At 62.1% G+C, this 20,628-nt stretch carries 21 protein-coding genes; 10 read left to right on the top strand and 11 right to left on the bottom strand.

The window, feature by feature from the left end; genetic code table 11:
• Positions 1-3: 3 nt before the first annotated feature.
• Positions 4-489 carry a cytochrome b gene (locus G0P99_RS06225; RefSeq protein ID WP_164128531.1) on the bottom strand — a complete coding sequence of 162 codons (486 nt, stop codon included), beginning with the start codon at positions 487-489 and terminating at the stop codon, positions 4-6.
• Between the two features lie 93 nt (positions 490-582).
• Here G0P99_RS06225 and G0P99_RS06220 point away from each other — a divergent pair, with 93 nt between their 5' ends.
• The 6 genes from G0P99_RS06220 (at position 583) to G0P99_RS06195 (ending at position 6,574) form a co-directional block, all read left to right on the top strand.
• Complete coding sequence (locus G0P99_RS06220) at positions 583-1,191, top strand: TetR/AcrR family transcriptional regulator (protein WP_164128530.1); 609 nt, start codon at positions 583-585, stop codon at positions 1,189-1,191.
• A 247-nt stretch (positions 1,192-1,438) separates the two neighbouring features.
• The gene (locus G0P99_RS06215) at positions 1,439-1,762 is read left to right on the top strand and encodes a hypothetical protein (protein WP_164128529.1); all 324 of its coding nucleotides are present in this window, start codon (positions 1,439-1,441) and stop codon (positions 1,760-1,762) included.
• 186 nt (positions 1,763-1,948) lie between these two features.
• Positions 1,949-3,886 carry a copper resistance system multicopper oxidase gene (locus G0P99_RS06210; RefSeq protein ID WP_164128528.1) on the top strand — a complete coding sequence of 646 codons (1,938 nt, stop codon included), beginning with the start codon at positions 1,949-1,951 and terminating at the stop codon, positions 3,884-3,886.
• Positions 3,887-3,915: 29 nt separating this feature from the next.
• Complete coding sequence (locus G0P99_RS06205; RefSeq protein ID WP_239059703.1) at positions 3,916-4,620, top strand: copper resistance protein B; 705 nt, start codon at positions 3,916-3,918, stop codon at positions 4,618-4,620.
• A 106-nt stretch (positions 4,621-4,726) separates the two neighbouring features.
• The gene (locus G0P99_RS06200; RefSeq protein ID WP_164128527.1) at positions 4,727-5,242 is read left to right on the top strand and encodes a plastocyanin/azurin family copper-binding protein; all 516 of its coding nucleotides are present in this window, start codon (positions 4,727-4,729) and stop codon (positions 5,240-5,242) included.
• Between the two features lie 93 nt (positions 5,243-5,335).
• On the top strand, positions 5,336-6,574 hold the full coding sequence (locus G0P99_RS06195) for an ABC transporter transmembrane domain-containing protein (protein WP_164128526.1): 1,239 nt from the start codon (positions 5,336-5,338) through the stop codon (positions 6,572-6,574).
• Here G0P99_RS06195 and G0P99_RS06190 read toward each other — a convergent pair.
• The 8 genes from G0P99_RS06190 to G0P99_RS06155 all read right to left on the bottom strand — a co-directional run bounded on the left by G0P99_RS06190 (position 6,571) and on the right by G0P99_RS06155 (position 15,563).
• A complete protein-coding gene (locus G0P99_RS06190) occupies positions 6,571-7,917 on the bottom strand; it encodes an APC family permease (protein WP_164128525.1) in 1,347 nt (448 codons plus the stop codon). The genes G0P99_RS06195 and G0P99_RS06190 overlap by 4 nt on opposite strands.
• A 29-nt stretch (positions 7,918-7,946) precedes the next feature.
• Positions 7,947-10,292 carry a copper-translocating P-type ATPase gene (locus G0P99_RS06185; RefSeq protein WP_164128524.1) on the bottom strand — a complete coding sequence of 782 codons (2,346 nt, stop codon included), beginning with the start codon at positions 10,290-10,292 and terminating at the stop codon, positions 7,947-7,949.
• 49 nt (positions 10,293-10,341) lie between these two features.
• Positions 10,342-11,403 carry a YncE family protein gene (locus G0P99_RS06180; RefSeq protein WP_164128523.1) on the bottom strand — a complete coding sequence of 354 codons (1,062 nt, stop codon included), beginning with the start codon at positions 11,401-11,403 and terminating at the stop codon, positions 10,342-10,344.
• A 115-nt stretch (positions 11,404-11,518) separates the two neighbouring features.
• Complete coding sequence (locus G0P99_RS06175; protein ID WP_239059711.1) at positions 11,519-12,151, bottom strand: TVP38/TMEM64 family protein; 633 nt, start codon at positions 12,149-12,151, stop codon at positions 11,519-11,521.
• Positions 12,152-12,456: 305 nt separating this feature from the next.
• Positions 12,457-13,191: a DsbA family protein gene (locus G0P99_RS06170; protein ID WP_164128521.1), complete on the bottom strand. Its 735-nt coding sequence runs from the start codon at positions 13,189-13,191 to the stop codon at positions 12,457-12,459.
• Positions 13,188-13,679, bottom strand: coding sequence for a cytochrome c (locus tag G0P99_RS06165; protein WP_164128520.1), 492 nt, complete (start codon positions 13,677-13,679; stop codon positions 13,188-13,190). Before G0P99_RS06165 ends, G0P99_RS06170 begins: the two co-directional genes overlap by 4 nt.
• On the bottom strand, positions 13,676-15,070 hold the full coding sequence (locus G0P99_RS06160) for a multicopper oxidase family protein (RefSeq protein WP_164128519.1): 1,395 nt from the start codon (positions 15,068-15,070) through the stop codon (positions 13,676-13,678). The genes G0P99_RS06165 and G0P99_RS06160 overlap by 4 nt, the downstream gene beginning before the upstream one ends.
• Positions 15,071-15,116: 46 nt before the next feature.
• Positions 15,117-15,563, bottom strand: coding sequence for a cytochrome c (locus G0P99_RS06155; RefSeq protein WP_164128518.1), 447 nt, complete (start codon positions 15,561-15,563; stop codon positions 15,117-15,119).
• A 371-nt stretch (positions 15,564-15,934) separates the two neighbouring features.
• On the opposite strand from G0P99_RS06155, the gene G0P99_RS06150 reads away from it, so the two are divergent.
• A complete protein-coding gene (locus G0P99_RS06150; protein WP_164128517.1) occupies positions 15,935-16,663 on the top strand; it encodes a response regulator in 729 nt (242 codons plus the stop codon).
• Complete coding sequence (locus G0P99_RS06145) at positions 16,660-18,051, top strand: ATP-binding protein (protein WP_370462721.1); 1,392 nt, start codon at positions 16,660-16,662, stop codon at positions 18,049-18,051. The genes G0P99_RS06150 and G0P99_RS06145 overlap by 4 nt, the downstream gene beginning before the upstream one ends.
• Positions 18,052-18,251: 200 nt before the next feature.
• Here G0P99_RS06145 and G0P99_RS06140 read toward each other — a convergent pair whose 3' ends face one another.
• Both G0P99_RS06140 and G0P99_RS06135 read right to left on the bottom strand, forming a co-directional pair.
• On the bottom strand, positions 18,252-18,776 hold the full coding sequence (locus G0P99_RS06140) for a redoxin domain-containing protein (RefSeq protein ID WP_164128515.1): 525 nt from the start codon (positions 18,774-18,776) through the stop codon (positions 18,252-18,254).
• 57 nt (positions 18,777-18,833) lie between these two features.
• A complete protein-coding gene (locus G0P99_RS06135) occupies positions 18,834-19,583 on the bottom strand; it encodes a hypothetical protein (protein ID WP_164128514.1) in 750 nt (249 codons plus the stop codon).
• Positions 19,584-19,670: 87 nt separating this feature from the next.
• Between G0P99_RS06135 and G0P99_RS06130 the strand changes: the two genes are divergently transcribed.
• Positions 19,671-20,213, top strand: coding sequence for a MarR family winged helix-turn-helix transcriptional regulator (locus tag G0P99_RS06130; protein WP_164128513.1), 543 nt, complete (start codon positions 19,671-19,673; stop codon positions 20,211-20,213).
• Complete coding sequence (locus G0P99_RS06125; protein WP_164128512.1) at positions 20,214-20,585, top strand: MOSC domain-containing protein; 372 nt, start codon at positions 20,214-20,216, stop codon at positions 20,583-20,585.
• Positions 20,586-20,628: the final 43 nt, after the last annotated feature.

Genomic DNA, 20,628 nt, shown 5'->3' with positions numbered 1-20,628 from the left:
GTCTCACTCCTGTGGTTGATGCATGCGGCTCAGGATCCCGTCCCGCAGCACGAACTGATGATAGAGCGCTCCGGCAACGTGCAGGGCAACAAGCCCCAGCAGCAGCACTTTCATGACATTATGGCCCGACACCGCAGCCTCGACTCCCCCGAACCAGGCGACTGCCCCGCTGAGGGGCATCAACAGCATCAGGCTGTAGAGGCCAATGTGGGTCACCCTGGCGATCAATTGCTGCTGGACTGATCCGACCGGTACCGGGGCCGTACGCCGGGAGCGAAGGGCAAGCCGCCAAACCGTAAGAGCAAGCACCAGCACCCCACCCGCCACATGGCCAAGGACCAAGGGGTTGAACGCGATCTCCCCACCTTCGGAGATATTCTCCCATGCGGCGGAAATGGAGTTCTTGAACAGGTATTGCTGCGCGACCAGGGCAAAGGCCGCCCAATGCAGGACAATCTGAATTTGGGAGTATCCGGCGCGCGGTTGCATGGAAGTCCTCCTTGCGGGCTCTGCGACTCACAGTCGGTGTTGCAATATGGTTCAATTTATGTGAGTTATAACTCACTAACAATAGGTGACCCAATGCCGCGCCTGAGTGCCGAAGACCGAAAGGCTCAGATCATTGCTCAGGTACTGCGCCTGGCATCGGAAATCGGACCGGATCGCATGAGCACGACCGATGTGGCGCGCGCTGTCGGCATCAGCCAGCCCGCCGTGTTTCGCCACTTTCCCACCAAGGGAGACTTGTGGCTTGCCGTGGCAGAGAATGTAGCGGCCTCGCTGAGAGAACGCTGGAAGGAAGCCGCAGGTCAGGCATTGGGACCACAGTCCAGGCTAAAGGGGTTGATCGGCGCCCAACTTTTGGCAGTTGCCGAAAGGCCCGCACTGCCATCTCTTCTTTTCTCGCGCGAACTCACGGTGGACAACCCGCCGCTGCGCAAGGTGTTTGATCATCTGCTCGCATCGTTTCAATCCCAGCTTGCCGACTCTGTCACCGGCATGCAAACCGAGGGAATTCTACGCCCGGACATGGCGGCGAGGGACGCGGCTGTCCTGCTCACTTCGACCATGCAGGGCGTTGCGATCCGTTGGACCCTGGGCAATCGCTGCTTCGACCTGGTGGAGGAGGGGAGGCGGCTGATCGACGTACAATTGACGCTCATGAGTGTTCAGGCAAGAACGCTGCCGTAACGCCGCCGGTACCGCGAACCTTTTCCGAGAGTGAAAACCACGACCGGCATTTCCGTGTCGCGGTTGGCCTTGAGGGTGATGCATCTCAATGGTGCCAATTTCCGGCCTGTATCGCCGCCTTTGCCGTGAACCATCGTTTGCCGGTCTCCGATGTCACGGCTGCCTCTAGATTGTATCAAAACGTATCCTTGAGTTGCGATCTGGCGTTGAGTAGCTAGATGAAACGAGAGCCGAAGGAACCTGGTCTATGCGCAAATACGCTGGAAAAATGTGGATATCGCTGGCACTGATGCTTGCGCTGTCAGCACTTTTCCTGCCGCAGGCTGCAAATGCAGAAGGCCAGCCAACAGACGCGTTTGCCGTCCAGCACGAAACAGCAGGCAGCCACGACACGTCCGGCCCGGACCCCAACCTTTGCCACAAGGTCGCAACCTGTGAAACACCGGTGATTCCGCAACTGTGGCAAAAGGCGTTTCCTGCGGAAACAACAGGTAAGCTGGCTGTTGCGCTGAATCTTTCCGGTCTGGCGTCTGTAACGCCCGAGGCGCATCTGCCACCACCCAAAGCGTGACGCCATTTACGTGAGCCCATTGCGCGCCGGTCTCTCAGCGTGACGGTCGCAGCGGCAAACCGGCTTTTATACCGCCCAACACAATGCAGATGCGTCTTCGGCACGGCCCGGCGCGCATGGCGGCTGCACCGGCGATAGCCCGCAGTGGTCTCCTGACCAGCTACTCAATTGAACAAAGGACCAACGATGCCACCCATCGCACCCTTGCGCGCGGCTGTTGCCAGCGCTGCCCTTGTCCTGTCCGCGGCTTCCGCCGCCCAGGCCGGGACCTATGATATCACCGTCGACAAGATCCGCATCGACGCGGGCAAGTTCCGAAAGTCCGGTGTTGGCTACAACAACAGCCAGACCCCCACCATCCTGCGCTTCAAGGAAGGTGAGAATGTCACGCTGAACGTGACCAACAACCTGCGCGAGGATACCTCGATCCACTGGCACGGGCTGATCCTGCCCTTTGACCAGGACGGCGTGCCCAAGATCAGCTTTGACGGCATCAAGCCGGGCGAGACCTTCACCTATAACTTTCCGATCAAGCAGGCCGGCACCTATTGGTTTCACAGCCATTCAGGTTTCCAGGAGCCGGACGGCGCTTATGGCGCCATCGTGATCGAGCCCAAGGGGGGCGAGCGTGTCCGTGCCGACCGCGATTATGTCGTGCAACTGACCGACACCCACCCGCAGCGTGGCAAGCGCATTATGCGCAACCTGAAAATGTCGGCGGATTACTACAACCGCTCGCAGCGCACCTTGCAGGACCTGATCAAGGATTCAGGTGATATCGGCCTCAAGGCGGCGCTGGAAGACCGCAAGATGTGGGGCCGGATGCGGATGATGCCCACGGATGTCGAGGACGTCCAGGGATTTACCCCCATGATCAACGGCGAAAGCACCGATCAGAACTGGACCGGACTGTTCAAGCCGGGCGAGAAGGTACGGCTGCGGCTGATCAACTCGTCGGCCATGGCTTATTTCGACCTGCGCATCCCCGGTCTGAAAATGACCGTCGTGCAGGCCGATGGCAATGATGTGAAACCGGTTATGGTGGACGAATTGCGGATCTCGGTGGCCGAGACCTATGACGTGATCGTGCAGCCCAAGGAAAACCGCGTCTACAGCATCGTGGCGGAATCGATGGGCCGAACAGCCATGGTGCGCGGCACATTGGCCCCGCGCGAAGGAATGGCTGGCCCAGTGCCCGCAATGCGTGAAAAGCCGCGCCTGACCATGGCCGACATGGGCGGGATGATGGGCGGCATGGGCATGGAAGGCCATGTCATGCAGAGCGCCGCCAAACCGCTCGACGACATGAGCGGCATGGATCACAGCCAGATGAACACTCAGCCCAAGCCGATGGCAGGTATGGATCATAGCCAGATGGGCGGTACCACGCCGGCGCCCAAGGCCGAGGCCGCGCCGATGGATCACTCCACCATGACCGGCACGGACCAACCGATGGCGGGTATGGATCACAGTCAAATGACTCAAACCGCACCGGCGCCGCAGGCCAAGGCCGCTCCAATGGATCACTCTACCATGACGGGCATGAACCAACCGATGGCAGGCATGGATCACTCCAATATGACCAGTTCAGGCAACTCGATGGCGGGCATGGATCATTCCGCGATGACCAATGCCAAGGGCCAGGGCGACCCGTTCTATGCTCCCGGCAGCGGTCTGACCCCCAAGGCGGCCAATGGCGGCAAATTCCTCAGCTATGACGACCTGACGGCGCGCAAACCGCTGTACAAGGATCGGCCCGCCACCCGCGAGATCGAACTGCGCCTGACCGGCAACATGGAACGCTACATCTGGTCGATCAACGGCAAGAAACTGTCCGAGGCTGAGCCGATCGTGCTGAAATACGGCGAGCGGGTGCGGTTCAAATTCGTTAATGAAACCATGATGTCGCACCCGATGCACCTGCATGGCATGTGGTCGATCCTGGATACCGGCAAGGGCCAGTACGACCCGATCAAGCACACGGTCAGCGTTGCGCCCGGCACCACCGTCTATACCGAGACCGAGGTCGATGTGACCGGCCAGTGGGCCTTCCACTGCCACCTGTCTTACCACGCCGATGCGGGCATGTTCCGCAAGGTCGTCATCGAAGGCGGCCCTGCGTGATGCGGTCCTCTCAGAATGGAGAAGCAACGATGAACAAGATGCGTAATGCCGCCCTTGCCGGGGCGATGGCGATGGCCTGGGCGCTTCCGGCGCAGGCAGAACAGTTGATCTACGGATTTCAGGCCGAGCAGTTGGAATACCGGCTGGGCGATGACGAAGACACCATTGTTTGGGATTTCGACGCCCTGATCGGCACCGACGAGCTGAAACTCGTCTGGCGCAGCGAAGGCGAGCGGGTGCAGGGTGCCGGCGGGTTCGAGACGCTCGAAAACCAGCTCCGCCTGCAATTCCCTATCTCGACCTTCTTCGACGCGGTGGTGGGTGTTCAGGCGAACACGCCCGACGGTTTGCCTGACCGCTACAACGCAGTTCTGGGTCTCAAGGGCCTGGCGCCGCAATGGTTTGAGATCGACGCCGATCTGTATCTGTCGGACAACTCCTTCTTTCGCTTTGAAGGCGAATACGAGGCGATGCTGACCAACCGTCTGGTCTTGACACCAAGTCTGGAATTGACGCTGCCGTTGCAGGATGACCCGATCTACAATCAGGCGGCGGGCGGGGTCACGCTCGAAGCCGGATTGCGGCTGAGCTACGACCTGATCGACCGGGCGGTTTCCCCCTATGTGGGCGTGAACTACGAGCGGTCCTATGGCGGCACTGCGGATCTGATCCGCGCCGCGGGCGACGAGAACGGAACGTTCTCGGTCGTGTTCGGAACCAGACTGATGTTCTGACCGGACACCGGGCGGGCGACAGCCCGCTCGTTCACCAGCGGTGTGGCCAACCCCAACCCGCCGCGTCGCTGGAATCTATCACCCTCTAATCTGACAGGAGTTACCTATGAAAATCCTTCTCATTGCTTCCCTCGTGACCGTTATCGGCGCCAGTGTTGCCATCGCCGGACCCTCTGGTCACGGTGAAGAGAACAAGGACAACGGCACACAGGGCCATGGCAGCGGCGGCCACGCGGGTATGATGGAAACCGGCATGCCCGGCCAGGCCAGCCAGGTCAACCGCACGATCGAGGTGACGATGAGCGAAACCGACGACGGCGAGATGATCTATACCCCGAAAGATTTCGATATCAAAAAGGGTGAAACCATCCGCTTTTCGGTGACCAACAAGGGCGAGTTGGAACACGAGTTCATCCTGGACACGATGGAGCGCAACGCAATGCACAAAGAGGCGATGTCGCAGCAGATGGAATCCCACAAGAGCCCGAACGCGATCACGCTGGAGCCGGGTGAAAAGGGCGAGATCATCTGGACCTTTGGCAATTCGGGCACCTTCGAAGTCGCCTGCCTGATCCCCGGCCACTATGAATCCGGAATGTTCGGCAAGGTCGCGGTCAACTAACCTCCTGGCACCGCACCACTAACAAGAACACGGTGCCCACCTGCGCGGCAATTCATTGCGAATTGCCGCGCGTTTTCTGGACATTCGCTTAAAATGACAGGTTCTTGGTTCCCGGAACTTCACACCCTGGCCCATTGGGCGGCCGGCCGGTTGGGAACGGATTACGACATGGGCGCTCCGGCCTGGGTGCATCCGCTGATGCACCTTATCCTGGTCCTGGCCCCCTCTCTGCTGTTTGTATCCATCCTCGCGCTGCTGTTTCATGCCGCGCGGCAGGCCCTTCAGCGCCGTGAGCAGCGCGGGCCCAGGCGCCAGACCCCGGCACGCATCGGCGGGTTGGAACGGAACCTTCTGAGGCAGATTCTGCGCAACACCCGACGACAGCAAGTGGGCCTATTGCTACTGAGCCTGTCGCTGATGCCGCCGCTCTATCTCTCGCTGGAAATGCCCAAGCAGATCGTCAACAACGTGCTGGAACCTTCGGCAGGTCCGGCCGAGGTTTTCGGCCTTACGCTCAGCCAGATGGAGATGCTGGGCCTGTTCAGCGCCATCTACCTGGTCGCGATTGCGTTGAACGGACTGGGAAAATACAGCCTGAACACGTGCAAGGGCAGGGTGGCGGAACGCCTGCTCCGACGGTTGCGTCTGCTGATCTATCGGCAATGGCGCCGACGGCCGCCGCCACAACGCCAAAACGATGTCGTGCAGGTTCTGGGGGCCGAGGTCGAGCCGATCGGCGGCTTTGCCGCCGACCTGATCGCCTTGCCGGTGACCCAGGGCGGAACCCTGATCACGATCCTTTTGTTCATGTTTCTTCAGGACCCGATCCTGGGGGCGGCGGCGCTGACGGTGCTGCCAGTGCAACTGGTGCTGCTGCCCTATCTGCAACGGATCGTGAACCGGCTGAGCCGCGAACGCATCCGGGCCATGCGGGTGCTGACCCGGCGCCTGGCGGGACAACTGGAACCGGAACAGAGGGCTCTGTGGAACATCCGGCAAACAGCGGCCTCGCTGCGAGAATTGGAACGGATCCGCTATCGCATCCACCGGATCAAGTTCCTGGCAAAGGTACTGAACAACTTTCTGACTTCGCTGACCCCGTTCCTGTTCTATTCGCTGGGCGGCTATTTCGTGATCGAAGAACGGATCACCCTGGGTGCCTTGGTTGCGGTGCTGGCCGCGCACAAGGATTTCTCGGCGCCGCTGAAAGAGCTGTTCCGCTATTATCAACAACTTGAGGATACTCGCATCCGCTATCGCGAGGTGTTGGGCTTTCTGATCGAAAGGCGCGGCGCCCCGGTTGAGGGCGCGACAGAGCCTGGCCGGATTTAGTGACGGCCAGTGTGTTTCGCCTCACCACCATCTGATACGAACCGGCCAAGATACAGCTGCTCGGCCAGCAGAGCGACCAGCATGGTGACAAGGGCAACGATGACGATGGTGGGATCGGCACGCCATTTGAAAACCGTGAAGGCGGCCAGAACCCCCGCGTCCAGCATCAGCGCCGTCAGAATGACCCAGCCCCGCGCGACGATCCTGTGGCGCAGGTTCTTCCAGACGCCCCAATGCACCACCATGTCCATCACCAGATAGAAGAACGCGCCCAGCGAGGCGATGCGGCCCAGATCGAACAACACGGTCAGGGCACCGGCGATCACCACGGTATAGATCAGCATATGTGACCGGATACCGCCGGACATGCCAAAATGACTGTGCGGGATCATCTTCATTTCGGTCAGCATGGTCAGCATGCGCGACACCGCAAAGACGCTGGCGATCAGGCCCGACGCGGTGGCCACCATGGCGAGCGCCACGGTCAGATAGAACCCGGTCTGGCCCAGCACCGGCTGCGCCGCTTCGGCCAGGGCATAGTCGCGCGCCTGCTGGATTTGCATGGGCGTCAACGCCGACCCGACCGCCAGCGCCACCAGCAGATAGACGACGACGCAGACCGCGATCGAGATCAGGATCGTCCGCCCGACATTGCGCTTGGGATCGGTGATCTCGCCACCGCTGTTGGTGATCGTCGTGAACCCCTTGAACGCCAGGATCGACAGCGCAACCGATGCGGCAAACCCGGTAATCCCGTTTTCCGACAGCCGGGTGACGGGTGACCAGTTTTCCATACCGCTGGCCCACAGGGCGGCGATGCCGAACAGCGCGATACCACCGATCTTGACCGCCGACATCACCAGTGACCACAGCCCTACCGAGCGATTGCCCGAGACGTTGACCAGATAGGCCATCACGATCAGCGCAACGCCGATCACGGGCACCAGCGGCCCGTCCTGAATGCCAAAGGGGCGCAGCGCATAGGTGGCAAAGGTGCGCGCCACCAGGCTTTCGTTGATGACCATCGACAGCGCCATCAGCACCGAGGCCGCCGCCGCCACGGCACCGCGTCCATAGGCCTTGGTCAGGATCATCGCGATGCCGCCGGACGAGGGCCAGGTGTTCGACATCACGATATAGCTGTAGGCGCTGAACATCGTCACCACCGCGCCCAGCACGAAAGAGAGCGGGAACAAAGGCCCGGCAAGACCGGCGATCTGTCCGGTCAGGGCAAATATCCCCGCCCCGATCATCACCCCGGTGCCCATGGCCACGGCGTTGCTCAGGCTGATGCTGCCGGCCCCCTCGGGCACGGCAGCACGGTTTTGCGCGGTCTCAGTCATCTGATCAGTCCTGTTTCAACCCTGTCGCATCAGATCCGGGTGCCACGAAGGCGCAGCGCATTCAGCACCACCGAGATCGACGAGGCGCTCATTGCAAAGGCGGCGAACATCGGGCTGATCAGGATGCCGAACAGCGGGTACAGCAGCCCCGCCGCCACAGGCACGCCAGAGGCGTTGTAGATCAGCGCAAAGAACAGGTTCTGCCGGATGTTGCGCATCGTGGCACGGGCCAGTCGCCGGGCTCGGACGATGCCGTCCAGATTGCCCTTGACCAGCGTGATGCCCGCGCTTTCGATCGCCACGTCGGCACCGGTGCCCATGGCGATGCCGACATCGGCCTGCGCCAGGGCCGGTGCGTCGTTCACCCCGTCGCCCGCCATTGCCACCTTGCGTCCCTCGGCCTGAAGCTCGCGCACGATGCGGGCCTTGTCCTCGGGCAGCACGTCGGCGCGGATCTCGTCGATGCCCAGCCGCGCGGCGACGGCCTTGGCGGTGCGTTCGTTGTCGCCGGTTGCCATGATGATGCGAAAGCCTAGGTCGTGCAGGGCCTTCAGCGCGGCGGGAGTGGTCTCCTTGACCGGGTCCGAGACGGCGACCAGCCCAGCCAGCGCGCCCTCGACCACCACGAACATCACCGTCTCGCCCTCGTCCCGGCGGGTGTTGGCTGTTTCCGCCAGATCACCAGCGTCAAGGCCCAGATCCTCGACCAGCTTGCGGTTGCCCAGGGCAACCGCCTTGCCATCCACTGTGCCGGTGACACCCTTGCCGGTGACCGCCTCGAAATCAGTCGCCGTACCAAGTGCGACGCCGCGTTCCTCGGCCCCGGCCACGATGGCCTCGGCCAAGGGGTGTTCCGACCCCCTTTCCAACGTCGCCGCCAGCCGCAGCACTTCGCCCTCGTCATGGCCCGCCTCGGGCAGGACTGCCACCAGACGCGGTTTGCCCATGGTCAGCGTACCGGTCTTGTCCACGATCAGTGTGTCGACCTTTTCGAACCGCTCCAACGCCTCGGCGTTCTTGATCAGCACGCCCGCCTGCGCACCGCGCCCGGTGGCGGTCATGATCGACATCGGCGTGGCCAGGCCCAGGGCGCAGGGGCAGGCGATGATCAGCACCGCCACGGCCGCGACCAGCGCATAGGACAGCGCCGGTGCCGGACCCCAGAGCGCCCAGCCGACAAAGGCCAGCACTGCGATCCCGATCACGGCGGGGACGAACATCCCCGCCACCTGATCGGCATATTTCTGGATCGGCGCCCGCGAACGCTGTGCGTTCGACACCATCTCGACGATCTGGCTGAGCATCGTGTCGGCGCCGACCCGAGTCGCCTCCATCACCAGGCTGCCTGTGCCGTTGATGGTGGCCCCGGTCAGCATGTCGCCCGCCACCTTTTCAACCGGGACCGGCTCGCCGGTGATCATGCTTTCATCGACCGAGGAGCGGCCTTCGGTCACCACCCCGTCCACCGGCACCTTGTCGCCGGGACGCACCCGCAGGCGGTCGCCCAGCTGAACCGCGTCCAGCGGGATCTCCTCTTCACGGCCATCGTCGCGGATCACCCGCGCGGTTTTGGCCGCCATGTCCAAAAGCGCCCGGATCGCTTTGCCGGTGCCTTCGCGGGCACGCAGCTCCATCACCTGCCCCAGCAGAACCAGGGTAACGATCACCGCCGCCGCCTCGAAATAGACGCCGACATTGCCCTCGGCATCGCGGAACCCGTCGGGAAAGACCTGCGGCCACAACACCGCGACGACGCTGAACAGCCATGCCGCCAGCACCCCCATCGAGATCAGCGAGAACATGTTCAGATGCCGCGTCCGGAACGAGGTCCAGCCCCGCACCATGAAAGGCCAACCGCACCACCAGACGACCGGAGTTCCCAGCGCCAGTTCGATCCACAGCGTCATCCGTTCGCCGAACAGTTCGCGCACGCCCGGAAAGCCCAGATAGGGCCCCATGGTGAACACCAGCAACGGCAGCGTCAGCACCGCGCCCACCCAGAACCGGCGGGTGAAATCGACCAGTTCGGGGTTCGGGCCGTCATCGGCCAGGGCCGCGCTTTCCAGCTCCAGCCCCATGCCGCAGAGGGGGCAGGAACCCGGGTCGGTCTGGCGCACCTGCGGGTGCATCGGACAGGTATAGACGCTGCCTGACCAGCTTGCGGGCACGCTGTCGTATCTGCCGCCCGGTTCGACTGTGCCGCCGCTCCCGTGGCAATGGGCATGCGACGGGGTTGCCGCCTCGTGTTCGGAAACGAGGGTCATGCCACATTTCGGGCAGTTGCCCGGCGAGGATTGCCGCACCTCGGGGTGCATCGGGCAAGTAAAGATTTCTGTCCCTTCAGGCGCCTGATGGGTGTGGGCGGAATGTTCCATACTGTGTCCGTTTGTTGACTGTGTGGTTGGCAGAGCGGGGCCGCCGGTATCAGGGCAGGATCACCATCTGGTGGCCTTCACTTTCGACCCCGATCTCTGATGTCACCTGAAGTGAAGCCTGGTTCACGACCCACACCTTGGGTTCCTCCCGGCTGCTGACAAACAGTGCTTCGCTGCCATCGGCTACGGTCAGGTGATACGGGGCTGGCGCCAGCGCTTGCAGACGGACAGCGCCCGAGGCCAGATCGACCGCCGCCACCTGGTCGGCGCCCTTGACCGCGACGAACAGAGTGTCCTCGCCATCGGAGAGGTCAAGCCCGTGCAATTCGGCCCCGAACCCATAGGTCGCGGTTTCGGCGCCCGAGGCAATGTCCAGCCGCAGCACGGTGCCGGCCTCGGCATCGGCGACAAAGGCGGTGGCGCCGTCACGGGACAGGGCGAAATGCTCGGGTCCTTCGCCCGCCAGCAGATTGCGCGACAGGATGCGGCTGTCCAGGTCAAGTTCGCTGAGCGTGCCGTTCCCGGTATTGCTGACATAAGCGCGGCTGCTGTCAGGGCTGAATGACACGTAATTGGGCATCGGGCCGGTCGCGATAAAGCCCGCATAGTCCAGCGTCGTCAGATCGATCAGCGAAACGCCGTCACCGCTGGGATGGGTCGCCAAGGCCCAGCGGCCATCGGGTGATACCGCGGTATGGTGGACCGCGCCCGGAACCTCGATCCGCCGCACCACGTCGCCGGTCTTGGCGTCTAGAACGGTCAGCAGGCTCAGCCCCTTGTCGGTCGGCATGGCCGCCTGGGCGGGTTTGGCGTGATGGGCGTTGTGATCGGCCTGGCTGACGCCTTCGGGCTTGGCCGTCTGCGCGGCGCTTTCCGGGTCGATCTCGGTGAAGCTGCCTGCCACCAGATACGGGGTGCCGGGCGCACCGGCCAGCCCATGCACCGCCTCGACCCCCGCGATCCGTCCGATCGGCTGGCCGGTCTCGCTTTCGACCATCAGGACCGAACCGGCGCTGCCTTCGGGGATATAGACTACCCCGGCCTGCGCGGCCCATGTTGTCATCAGCGCGCCGGTCAGGCTCAGGGCGGGAAGAATGCGGGCGCGGATCATGAGCGTGCTCCTTTGAGGGTTGGGTTTTCGACGCGGATCAGTTGACGCCGCACCATGCGGCGCAGCCCCAATCCGACGACCGGAGACAACAGCAGGGTATAGAGAACGAGCATCATCAGAGCCTCCTTGGCATCTTGTTTGATTGCGGAAATGACCGCCCGGACCGCCACGCGGCCCAGGCCACGGGCAGGCCGGTCAGCAGCCCAAGCGCCAGAACAGGCCAGAGTGTACCGCCCGTGACGGGCGCGCTCAGCGCGCTGCCCAGATGGGCCAGCCCGAAACTGGCCGGTACGATCCCGGCCAGAGTGGCCAGGACAAAGCGCCATGGTCGCAGCGCCGACAGACCGGCGGCATAGCTGACCAGGTCGAAGGAAACGAAGGGCAGAAGGCGGCTGACAAAAACGGTCCAGGTCAGGAAATTCTGCGATCCCAGCAATCCGGTATCAAGCGTCGAACCGACCCATCGGGCCACGAAGTCCCGGCCCAGCAGCCGGGCGAGGGCAAAGGCAATCACCGCACCCATCAGCGCCCCTGCCAAAACCAACCCGGTGCCCAGCGTATGGCCATAAGCCGCACCAGCGGCGACCGCGATCGGGGCCGAGGGCAGGGGGCTGATTACCACCGCCATCGTCATCAACCCGACAATGGCGACCGGTCCCCAGACCCCGGCCCGGTCCAGCAAGGCCGCAACACTCTGCTGATCCAGCCCGACGAACCCGCCGGCCGCAGCCGCCGCCAACGCCAACATCAGAATGGCAAGCGCCACGAGTGCAACCGGGCGTCTGTGGAACGGCCTGGGCCTGGGTTTGCTCTGCAACGGTACACCTGTGTTTGAAGGTCGGTCGGGCTTCATTGCACCGCCGCCTCGTCAGATATCGAGAGCGGTCACAAACAGCGCAAGCATGGTCCTTGGGCAATTTGTATCGGGATGTAACCAGGTCCGGACTCTGCGACGGACGGTTACGTTTTTTTCAAGGGCCGCCCCCGGGGGAGACCGGGAGCGGCAGCGCGGCAGCAGAAGGGACTGAGAGGCCGCGCTAACTCGGGGCGCTCTTACTTGGCCGCAGCATCCCGGGCGCGATCAATCGCGTCCTGCAATTGCGATTGCTCCACGAACCCAGGCACCAGACTGTCCTCGACCACAAAAGAGGGGGTGCCATTGAATCCAAGCTGCTGCGCAAGCGCCATGGACTGGGCGATATGGGCGGTGACCTCGGGGGCCTCCATGTCGCGCTGCAACTGGTCGGTATCCAGCCCGACCTCGCGGGCGATCCGCAACACGCTGGTCTCGTTCGCCTTGCCCGACATGCCCATCAGCGCCCAATGGAACGCCTCGTATTTCCCCTGTTGGCGCGCGGCTAGCGCGGCGCGGGCGGCATAATCGGACCCTTCTCCTAGGATCGGCCATTCACGGTAGACCAGCCGCACGCCCGGATCGGCCTCGAGCAGACCCTGAACCTCGGCCATGGCGCGGCGGCAATATGGGCAGTTGTAGTCAAAGAACTCGACCACCGTCACATCGCCCTCGGGATTGCCCAGAACCGGCGCGTTGGGGTCGTTGAACAGGTTGTCGCGGTTTTCGGCCAGCGCCGCATGGGCCGAGGCTGCCTGTGCCGCCTCTTCGGCCTGTTGCAGCTGTTCGACCGCTTGCAGGATGATCTCGGGCCGTTCCAGGATTGCCTGATAGACCAATGCCTTGATCTCTTCCTCGCTGCGTTCGCTCGCCTGGGCGACCAGCGGCATCGTCAGAAGGCTGGCCCACAGGACGAAATGCTTGGCTCGGGTCATGGCTTTTGCGCCTCCTCGTCTGCGCGGGTCCGTTCGGCCTGGGCGGCGCGTGCACGTGCGGGCCAGGTCGACTTGATGTAATCCAGGATCGACCGGATCTGGTCGTCGGTCAGTTGCTCTCCGAACGCGGGCATACCGCTGTTCAGCTCCACCCCCAGCGCGGCAAGCGTCGCCTGACCGCCGAATTTGGTGTAATTGAACAACATGCTGTCGGGATGGTGCCAGGTATGGCCGGTCTCGTCATGTGGCGGCGCGGGCAGGCGGCCATCCGCATCCGGTTCGCGCCAGTTCGGCTGCCCTTCCAGAGACTTGCCGTGGCAGGAGGCGCAGTTTTCCTGATAGAGGGCCTGTCCCTGTGCAAGCGTGGCTTCGCTTGCTGATGCGGACGCGCCCGCGGATACGGACCCGGATGGCGCGCGTACAGCATAGACCACTGCGGCCAGAGCAATGATCGCAACGGCAAAGCTGGCAAGATGGATGGGCTTCATGCGGTCACCTCGATCCAGGTCATCATGCCCGATGCCGCGTGGCTGAGCATGTGGCAATGAAAAGCCCAGCGGCCCGGGTTGTCGGCGGCAAAGACGATCTCGTGGGTTTCCCCGCGCGCGGTCAGCAGCGTGTCCCGCAGTGGTCCGGGGGTGCCGTCCTGTGCGAGTACCCGGAAGTGCATCCCGTGCAGGTGCATCGCATGCGGAAAAACGGTGTCGTTAACCACGGTCATGCGCGCGACCTGGCCAAGCGACAGGCGGGCCAGCGGTGTCTCGGTCATTCCAACAAGCCCGTTGAAGGCCCAGAATTGCCCGTTCTCCATCAACTCGTCCGCGTTGCGGCTGCTGCCTTTCCAGATGGCCTCGCGCATGCTGCCCATCGCACCGCCGCTCATCTCCAGCCGCAGGGTCGCGGCATCGGCCAGACCGGCCAAGTCCGGTGTCCGGTTGCGCGGCAGCGGCGCGGGTGCGGGGCGGCGATTGGCGCTGGCCCTGCCCGACACCGGAAAGGCCGCCTGAACATAACCTTTGCTCTGGTCAATGCGCCCCAGCAAGGCCTCCTCGCCCTCTTCGGCGATGACATCAACGAACAGATCCACCCGCTGACCGGGACCCAGGGTGAGCGTCTCCGGCATCGGTTCGGGGCTTGTTACCGGCATCCCGTCATAGGCCATCAGCCAACCGTCGAGCCCTTGAATGCCAAGCGTGAACAGCCGGGCATTGGCCGCATTCACGATCCGCAGGCGCAGCCGTTCGTTCCGCCTGACCGGGAGCTGATACGCTGCCTCGCCATTGGTCGAGATGAAATTGCCCAAGCGCCCGCCATGCGACAGATCATGTGGGGCGTCAAAGTCCTGGGTGATCTGGCCGGTCTTGGGGTCGACCCGCCAGTCGTCCAGCATCAACGTCACATCGCGATCCACGTCCGGCGGCGTCGGCTCGTCAACGATCAGCGGCCCGTAAAGCCCGCGCGCCACCTGCTCGGCCGAGCGGTTGTGCGAGTGATACCAGAAGGTTCCCGCATCCTCGGCCGCCAGATCGTAGTCAAAGCTTTCGCCCGGAGGCACCGCATCCTGTGTCAGGCCAGAAACCCCGTCCATCGCGTTTTCCGCGCGCAGCCCGTGCCAGTGGACTGAGCTGGCCTGCGGCAACCGGTTGACGAAACGGCGCGCGATCCGGTCGCCCTGCATCACCCGAATCTCGGGTCCCGGCGCCTGGCCGTCATACCCCCAGACCGAGGTTTCGGGATAGTCAGGCGGCAACAGTTGCACCGCGTATTCCCGGGCGACCAGTTCGGGTGCCGCAGCTTTGGCTCGGGCCACCGTTGCCGGTAACGCGGCCATCGCGGCCGCGCCACCTGATGCCCTGATAAAGGATCGTCTGCTCAACATGTTCTTGCCTTGTCGTTTTGTGAAGTTCGATACCAAGGGGGCCGCCTCACTTGATCCCGTTTGCCTGTTGCAACTCGCGGATGTACTCGGCGATCATCCGCACCTCGCCGTCTGTGATCCCCTCGACCGGAGGCATGTTGCCGAATTTCCAGTGATGCGCGCGGACCCCGTTTCGGGCGGCAATCAGAAAGGCCGCGTCGGCGTGGTGACCGGGGCGATAGATCGAATGCACCAAGGGCGGGGCCACACCGTTCTGACCGGCGGCGTTCTGGCCATGGCAGACCATGCATTTGCCTTGAAAGATCCGCTCACCGATCCTGCCGTTTTCAGAGAGGCTTTCCGGCAACTGGACTGTCACCATCGGCGCGCCTTGATCAGTGCCATCAGTGCCCAAGACCCGGTCGGAGGCGGGTGTTGGGGCAGACGAACGCCAAGTGAGAACCAACGTGGCAGCAACGCCGACAGCAAGCACCGCGAGTATCAGCTTTTTCATTACTTACTTTCTCGGTTCCCGATTGACTGCATCGGATCTGTTTCCTTCCACCGATGCGATTAAGCGGAATACGCCTCTCCGTCGCCGGAAGGTCAATGTCAGCCGGGATGAAGAATTGTAACGAAGTGTATCCTTGACTTTTCGCCGCCAAAGGCTGCGAGTTTGCATCTGCGAAACGGGCAAGGTCAGCGGTCGGTATTTGCAGCGGTGCCGAGCGGCGTGCCGATCTGCAAGCGTTTGAACCCCGACAAGGACTAGGATGCAGGCCGCTTCCGAGATACGAAGGCAAGGGAACAAGGGCCTGTATTTGGGACCAGACGTCGCGCGGAACAAATCAACATCCGAGAGGAACAACGGGCCGAATTGTAAATATGCAGAACCCCACTCCGCATATCCTGGTCGTTGATGACCACAGTGAGATACGGAATGCAGTTTGCCGGTATCTCGAGAAACATGGAATGCGCGCGTCCATGGCAAAGGATGCGAAAGAAATGGATGCCGTCCTGGTCTCTGGGAGTATTGATCTGATCGTTCTGGATGTGATGATGCCCGGAGAGGACGGGCTATCCGCGTGCAAACGTCTATCGCAAACCGGGGACGTTCCGATCCTGCTTCTGACCGCTCTGGATGAGGACATGGACCGGATCATCGGGCTGGAAACCGGCGCCGATGACTACTTGTCCAAGCCTTTCAACCCGCGCGAGTTGCTGGCCCGTATCCGGGCGATTTTGCGCAGATCCAGCCGAACCGTTTCCCCGGCGGGCAGTCTTGCCGGAAAACGCATTCGGTTTGCACAGTGGATACTCGACAGCGACCGGCGGGTCATCGTGGACGAAGAGGGCCGCGAGACCAGCCTGACCAGCGCGGATTTCAAACTTCTTGTCGTGATGCTGGAAAGGGCCCGAATGGTGCTTAGCCGCGATCAACTGATGGAGCTGACCTCTGGCCGGGCCACGGCGCCGCTGGACCGTACCATCGACAATCAGATCAGCCGGCTTCGACGCAAGATCGAAAAGGATCTGCTGCGCCCGCGCCTCATAACCACATATCGCAATGGCGGATATTGCCTTTCGGCGGATATAGAGGTTTTGGAGACGTGAGGCTGGTCCCGCAGAGCCTTCGGCTGCAAATCGTCTGTCTGGTCCTGGCGGCGCTTGCGGTTGCCCAGGGCGTTACACTGGTTCTGCTTGAGGATCAGCGTAACCTGGCTGTGCGCGCGGCTATCGGCGACGAGGCGACGGGTCGTGCCGCCAATGTGGTGCGGTTGATCGAAAAGGCACCGGCCAATCTGCATGAGCAGATCGTAAGGGCGGCCAACTCTCCCTTGGTCCGGTTCGAGATCGGTGCCGATCCAGTGGTCGACCATATCTCTCATGATGCAAGAGGAACCACCGAAGCCCGAATACGGGCCCTGCTGGACGATGATTTCAGCCGAGAGATCCGGGCAGAGATGCACGAGATTGACAGCTCGGCACTGCCGCTTCCCTATCTCGAACCGGGCATGGCCGAACAGCATCGCGAAATGATGCGCGGCCAGATGCTGACGGTTGAACTGGAACTTTCGATCGCGCTTGCGGGGGGCGACTGGCTGAATGTCTCGACCCGGTTCGAACGCCCGCCTTTTCAATGGCCGCGATTTGCTACGTTGTCCTTTGGTTTGAGCGCCGGTTTCATCCTATTGGCCCTGTTCTGGTACCTTCTGGCGCGGGTCACCGAACCGCTGCGCCTGTTGGCGGAAGCGGCGGAAAAGCTGGGGCCGGAACAGGGCGGGCCGGTGCTCATCAATTCCGGACCGCGCGAGGTGCGGGAGCTGGTTCAAGCCTTCAACCGCATGCAGGACCGGATTTTCAGGTTGGTGGCCGAGCGTACGCACATACTCGCGGCGATGGGCCATGACTTGCGCTCGCCACTGACCGCGATGCGTGTGCGCAGCGAGCTGGTCGAGGATGACGAAACCCGCGAAAGCCTGATCGCCTCGGTCGAGGAAATGCAGCACATGGTCGAAGAAGCTTTGTCGTTCGCCCGTGGGCTGGCTGATGCCGAGCCAGAACAGAGATGTGATCTGGGCGCGTTTCTCGAAACCCTGCGTCAAGATATGCCGAACGGCTATGTCTTGAACCATGGCCGTTCCGTCAAGGTTTCGTTGCGCCCGAATGCGATGCGGCGCGCTCTGCGCAACGTGATAGAGAACGCTCAGCGGTACGGCACAGAGGCCGAGGTCACCTATGCAGACGAGGGTGGAACCGCCGTCATCCGGATCTGCGACAGGGGACCGGGCATTCCCGAACCGGAGTTGGAGCGCGTATTCGACCCGTTCGTGCGATTGGAAACCTCGCGTGCACGCGCGACCGGCGGGTATGGATTGGGATTGTCGATCACACGCGGCATCCTTCAGGCCCATAACGGCGATATCGTGCTGAGCAACCTGCCGGACGGCGGTCTTTGCGCGACCCTTACATTGCCGTTGGATGCGGCAGAGCGCCGCTAGACGCAGGCTTTGAACCAATCAGGCGGGCGCCTGTTCGGGTCTGATTCAGTTGTTCGATTTGATCGTGCCCCGTGACCGGAGCCATCGGTTGTTCTCTGACCTCAAGCGGCCCTGCACGCCCCGACGACAGCAATCCGACCCTGAACGTTCCGGCCCCCCAAGTTCAGGGTACTAGCGTTGCGTTGGCCACAGGTCGCGGTCTACGCGGTGCATCCATTGTCGGTACATCCGCCCGAGTGAGTTGCCCGCCGTTCCGCGGCAGTCGCAGCGGCCATGCCGCCAAGAAGACAGCCAATCTCGGCCCCCACCTGCAATTCAGACACCTGGCCAAAGTGATGCGCAGCAATTTCGCCGTTCTGATTCAGCAGAACCAGGCTGGGTGTTCCCCGCATCCCGAATGCTGCCATGGTGTCCGGCAGCGGTCCTGTCCCTTGTTTATCGACCGCCACAGGAAAGGTAATGCGATACTCATGCAGAAAGGCCTTGAGGGATACCGGGGTCATGGCTTCGTGGTGTTCAAAAACCGTGTGCAGCCCAATCACCATGACCTGATCGCTGGAAAAGTGCCGCTGGACTGCCTGTGCCAGGGGGATGCCATGGACGACACAGCCAGGGCACAGCATCTGGAAGGCCTCGATCAGGACAACTTTGCCCCTGAAATCCAGGAGCTTAAGGTTCTCCTTTGTATTGAACCACTGGGTTACCCGAAGTTCCGGGGCTTGCATTTGACTTCTCCATGAATATGGGCGGCTTCGGAAACAGAGGGAACTGCCCGATGAAGTTTACTTGAGCTTGCCGGGAAGGCTCAGATCCCCCGAGGCAATGTCGAAGACATCCGTGACACACAGCAAGGGCGCATGGACATTGGCATTCACCCTCAGCGCGGCGGTGACGCCGTCGTACGCGACGCTTTCCAGATCGACATCACTGACAAAACCCGCATTCACCTTGATTTCCGGCCCGTCAAACAGCGGTGTAAAGCCGGGGCTGTCCAGGAAAATCGGCAAGCCGGGCCAAGTTGCAGGCAGCTTGGGCGACGCCCCTTCGGGAATGTCGCGCACGGCCAGGGCACCTGGGCCGCAGGCGTCTGTCGGGGCCAGCACAACCCAATGGCTATGCCATTCGATGCCGTCATTGGCCGGATGACCGTCGCCGTTCTCGTCGTAAAGCGGAGTGTCATCAAAGTCCGGGTGACTGGTTGCGGCCATCGCCAGAATGCCGGTGCCGCCCTCGAACCCCACCGCAGAAGGATCCAGCGAGGTGGGCCACACATAGGACCAAACATCGGACCCGCCAACGGCTCCGTTTGCCACAGGAACAGACGCGCCCGCCGTTCCACCGGTGGTCATGTGGAAGGTTACGGTATTGCCGCTACGGTGTACATGGGCCGCCAAGATGTCGAAATCCGCCACCTTTGCAGCATCTTGGGGGGAACTGACAGCCTCCACCTGGTCAATAGCGCGGTCGCCGCCTGCAATGGCAGAAGAGGCCACCAGAACAGCGGCAAGATTAGGAAGGGTGGAACGTTTCATCTGAATTCTCCATCGGCACATGTATCGACTCGCTACTATATAGAGATCCACATTGCAACTTTAATTTCGACTCGCTATTTATTGAACATGACAAGAGATCAAGGCATCCGCATCCTCATCAACCGGCTCGCCCGGCTGGATTCAGCCAGCGGCTGGTCCGGAGACTTGAACCCGACCCAAAAGGCGGCGCTGGAGTATTTGTCGGAAGCCAACCAGTTTTCCCGATCCCCTTCCCATGTCGCGGAATATCTGGGGACCACCCGCGGAACGATGTCCCAAACGCTGAAGGCACTGGTGCGCAAGGGATATGTCACCGAGCGGCGGCAAGCATCCGACCAAAGGTCAATATCCTACGCACTCGCGGATGCGGGCATTGCCGCCGTGCAGGAGCCGAACCCGATTGCCGATGCTATCGGCAACCTTCCGGCAGAGGTCAAGCGCGCGCTTGAAAGCGGCCTGACACAGGGGTTGAAGCTGGCACTGGCAGCCAATGGCGGCCAGGCATTCGGCCGGTGCAAGGCCTGCGCCTATCACGATGCCACCTCAGAAAACGGCTTTTGCTCCTTGCTGAAACTGGCCCTGGAACCCGGCGAAAAAGACAAGATCTGTATCGAATACAAAGAGGCCTGAATGACCCATCCTGATCTCTCGGCGGAAATCGGCGGTATATTCCTTGGCAATGTCCAGGACCGCTGGCAAGGAAAGCCGCCGTCCGCCATTCAGAAGAACCGGGTTCCCGGATACCAGACCATAACGCCGACCGGTTTTGCAGAAGATGTGCAAGCGGATCTGACCGTGCATGGCGGCGAGGAAAAAGCCATCCACCACTATGCGCGCGATCACTACGCAGCCTGGCAGCATGAGGGGCACATGGTCGCCGGGATGGAACCCGCCGCCTTTGGTGAAAACATCACGACAATTGGCCTGACCGAAGAAAACCTTTGTATTGGCGATATCCTTGGATTGGGAACTGGGTGGCCTGATCTGACTGGTCCGGTTTGATTGTTAGTGCATTAGTGGCCTCTGGTCCATCTGGACGATGGTT

The organism is Ruegeria sp. PrR005 (assembly GCF_010500245.1).
GTDB classification, from domain to species: domain Bacteria; phylum Pseudomonadota; class Alphaproteobacteria; order Rhodobacterales; family Rhodobacteraceae; genus Ruegeria_B; species Ruegeria_B marisflavi.
Note: the sequence above shows the minus strand (reverse complement) of the source record. Positions and strands in the feature narration are given on the sequence as shown.

What these genes read in the sequence shown, in the direction of transcription:
- G0P99_RS06135 (WP_164128514.1), bottom strand. Translation starts at nt 19,583, where the DNA reads ATGAAACGTTCCACCCTTCCTAATCTTGCCGCTGTTCTGGTGGCCTCT.
- G0P99_RS06190 (WP_164128525.1), bottom strand. Translation starts at nt 7,917, where the DNA reads ATGACTGAGACCGCGCAAAACCGTGCTGCCGTGCCCGAGGGGGCCGGC.
- G0P99_RS06180 (WP_164128523.1), bottom strand. Translation starts at nt 11,403, where the DNA reads ATGATCCGCGCCCGCATTCTTCCCGCCCTGAGCCTGACCGGCGCGCTG.
- G0P99_RS06175 (WP_239059711.1), bottom strand. Translation starts at nt 12,151, where the DNA reads ATGTTGGCGTTGGCGGCGGCTGCGGCCGGCGGGTTCGTCGGGCTGGAT.
- G0P99_RS06215 (WP_164128529.1), top strand. Translation starts at nt 1,439, where the DNA reads ATGCGCAAATACGCTGGAAAAATGTGGATATCGCTGGCACTGATGCTT.
- G0P99_RS06170 (WP_164128521.1), bottom strand. Translation starts at nt 13,191, where the DNA reads ATGACCCGAGCCAAGCATTTCGTCCTGTGGGCCAGCCTTCTGACGATG.
- G0P99_RS06225 (WP_164128531.1), bottom strand. Translation starts at nt 489, where the DNA reads ATGCAACCGCGCGCCGGATACTCCCAAATTCAGATTGTCCTGCATTGG.
- G0P99_RS06140 (WP_164128515.1), bottom strand. Translation starts at nt 18,776, where the DNA reads ATGCAAGCCCCGGAACTTCGGGTAACCCAGTGGTTCAATACAAAGGAG.
- G0P99_RS06165 (WP_164128520.1), bottom strand. Translation starts at nt 13,679, where the DNA reads ATGAAGCCCATCCATCTTGCCAGCTTTGCCGTTGCGATCATTGCTCTG.
- G0P99_RS06155 (WP_164128518.1), bottom strand. Translation starts at nt 15,563, where the DNA reads ATGAAAAAGCTGATACTCGCGGTGCTTGCTGTCGGCGTTGCTGCCACG.
- G0P99_RS06195 (WP_164128526.1), top strand. Translation starts at nt 5,336, where the DNA reads ATGACAGGTTCTTGGTTCCCGGAACTTCACACCCTGGCCCATTGGGCG.
- G0P99_RS06200 (WP_164128527.1), top strand. Translation starts at nt 4,727, where the DNA reads ATGAAAATCCTTCTCATTGCTTCCCTCGTGACCGTTATCGGCGCCAGT.
- G0P99_RS06125 (WP_164128512.1), top strand. Translation starts at nt 20,214, where the DNA reads ATGACCCATCCTGATCTCTCGGCGGAAATCGGCGGTATATTCCTTGGC.
- G0P99_RS06205 (WP_239059703.1), top strand. Translation starts at nt 3,916, where the DNA reads ATGAACAAGATGCGTAATGCCGCCCTTGCCGGGGCGATGGCGATGGCC.
- G0P99_RS06130 (WP_164128513.1), top strand. Translation starts at nt 19,671, where the DNA reads ATGACAAGAGATCAAGGCATCCGCATCCTCATCAACCGGCTCGCCCGG.
- G0P99_RS06220 (WP_164128530.1), top strand. Translation starts at nt 583, where the DNA reads ATGCCGCGCCTGAGTGCCGAAGACCGAAAGGCTCAGATCATTGCTCAG.
- G0P99_RS06150 (WP_164128517.1), top strand. Translation starts at nt 15,935, where the DNA reads ATGCAGAACCCCACTCCGCATATCCTGGTCGTTGATGACCACAGTGAG.
- G0P99_RS06210 (WP_164128528.1), top strand. Translation starts at nt 1,949, where the DNA reads ATGCCACCCATCGCACCCTTGCGCGCGGCTGTTGCCAGCGCTGCCCTT.
- G0P99_RS06160 (WP_164128519.1), bottom strand. Translation starts at nt 15,070, where the DNA reads ATGTTGAGCAGACGATCCTTTATCAGGGCATCAGGTGGCGCGGCCGCG.
- G0P99_RS06185 (WP_164128524.1), bottom strand. Translation starts at nt 10,292, where the DNA reads ATGGAACATTCCGCCCACACCCATCAGGCGCCTGAAGGGACAGAAATC.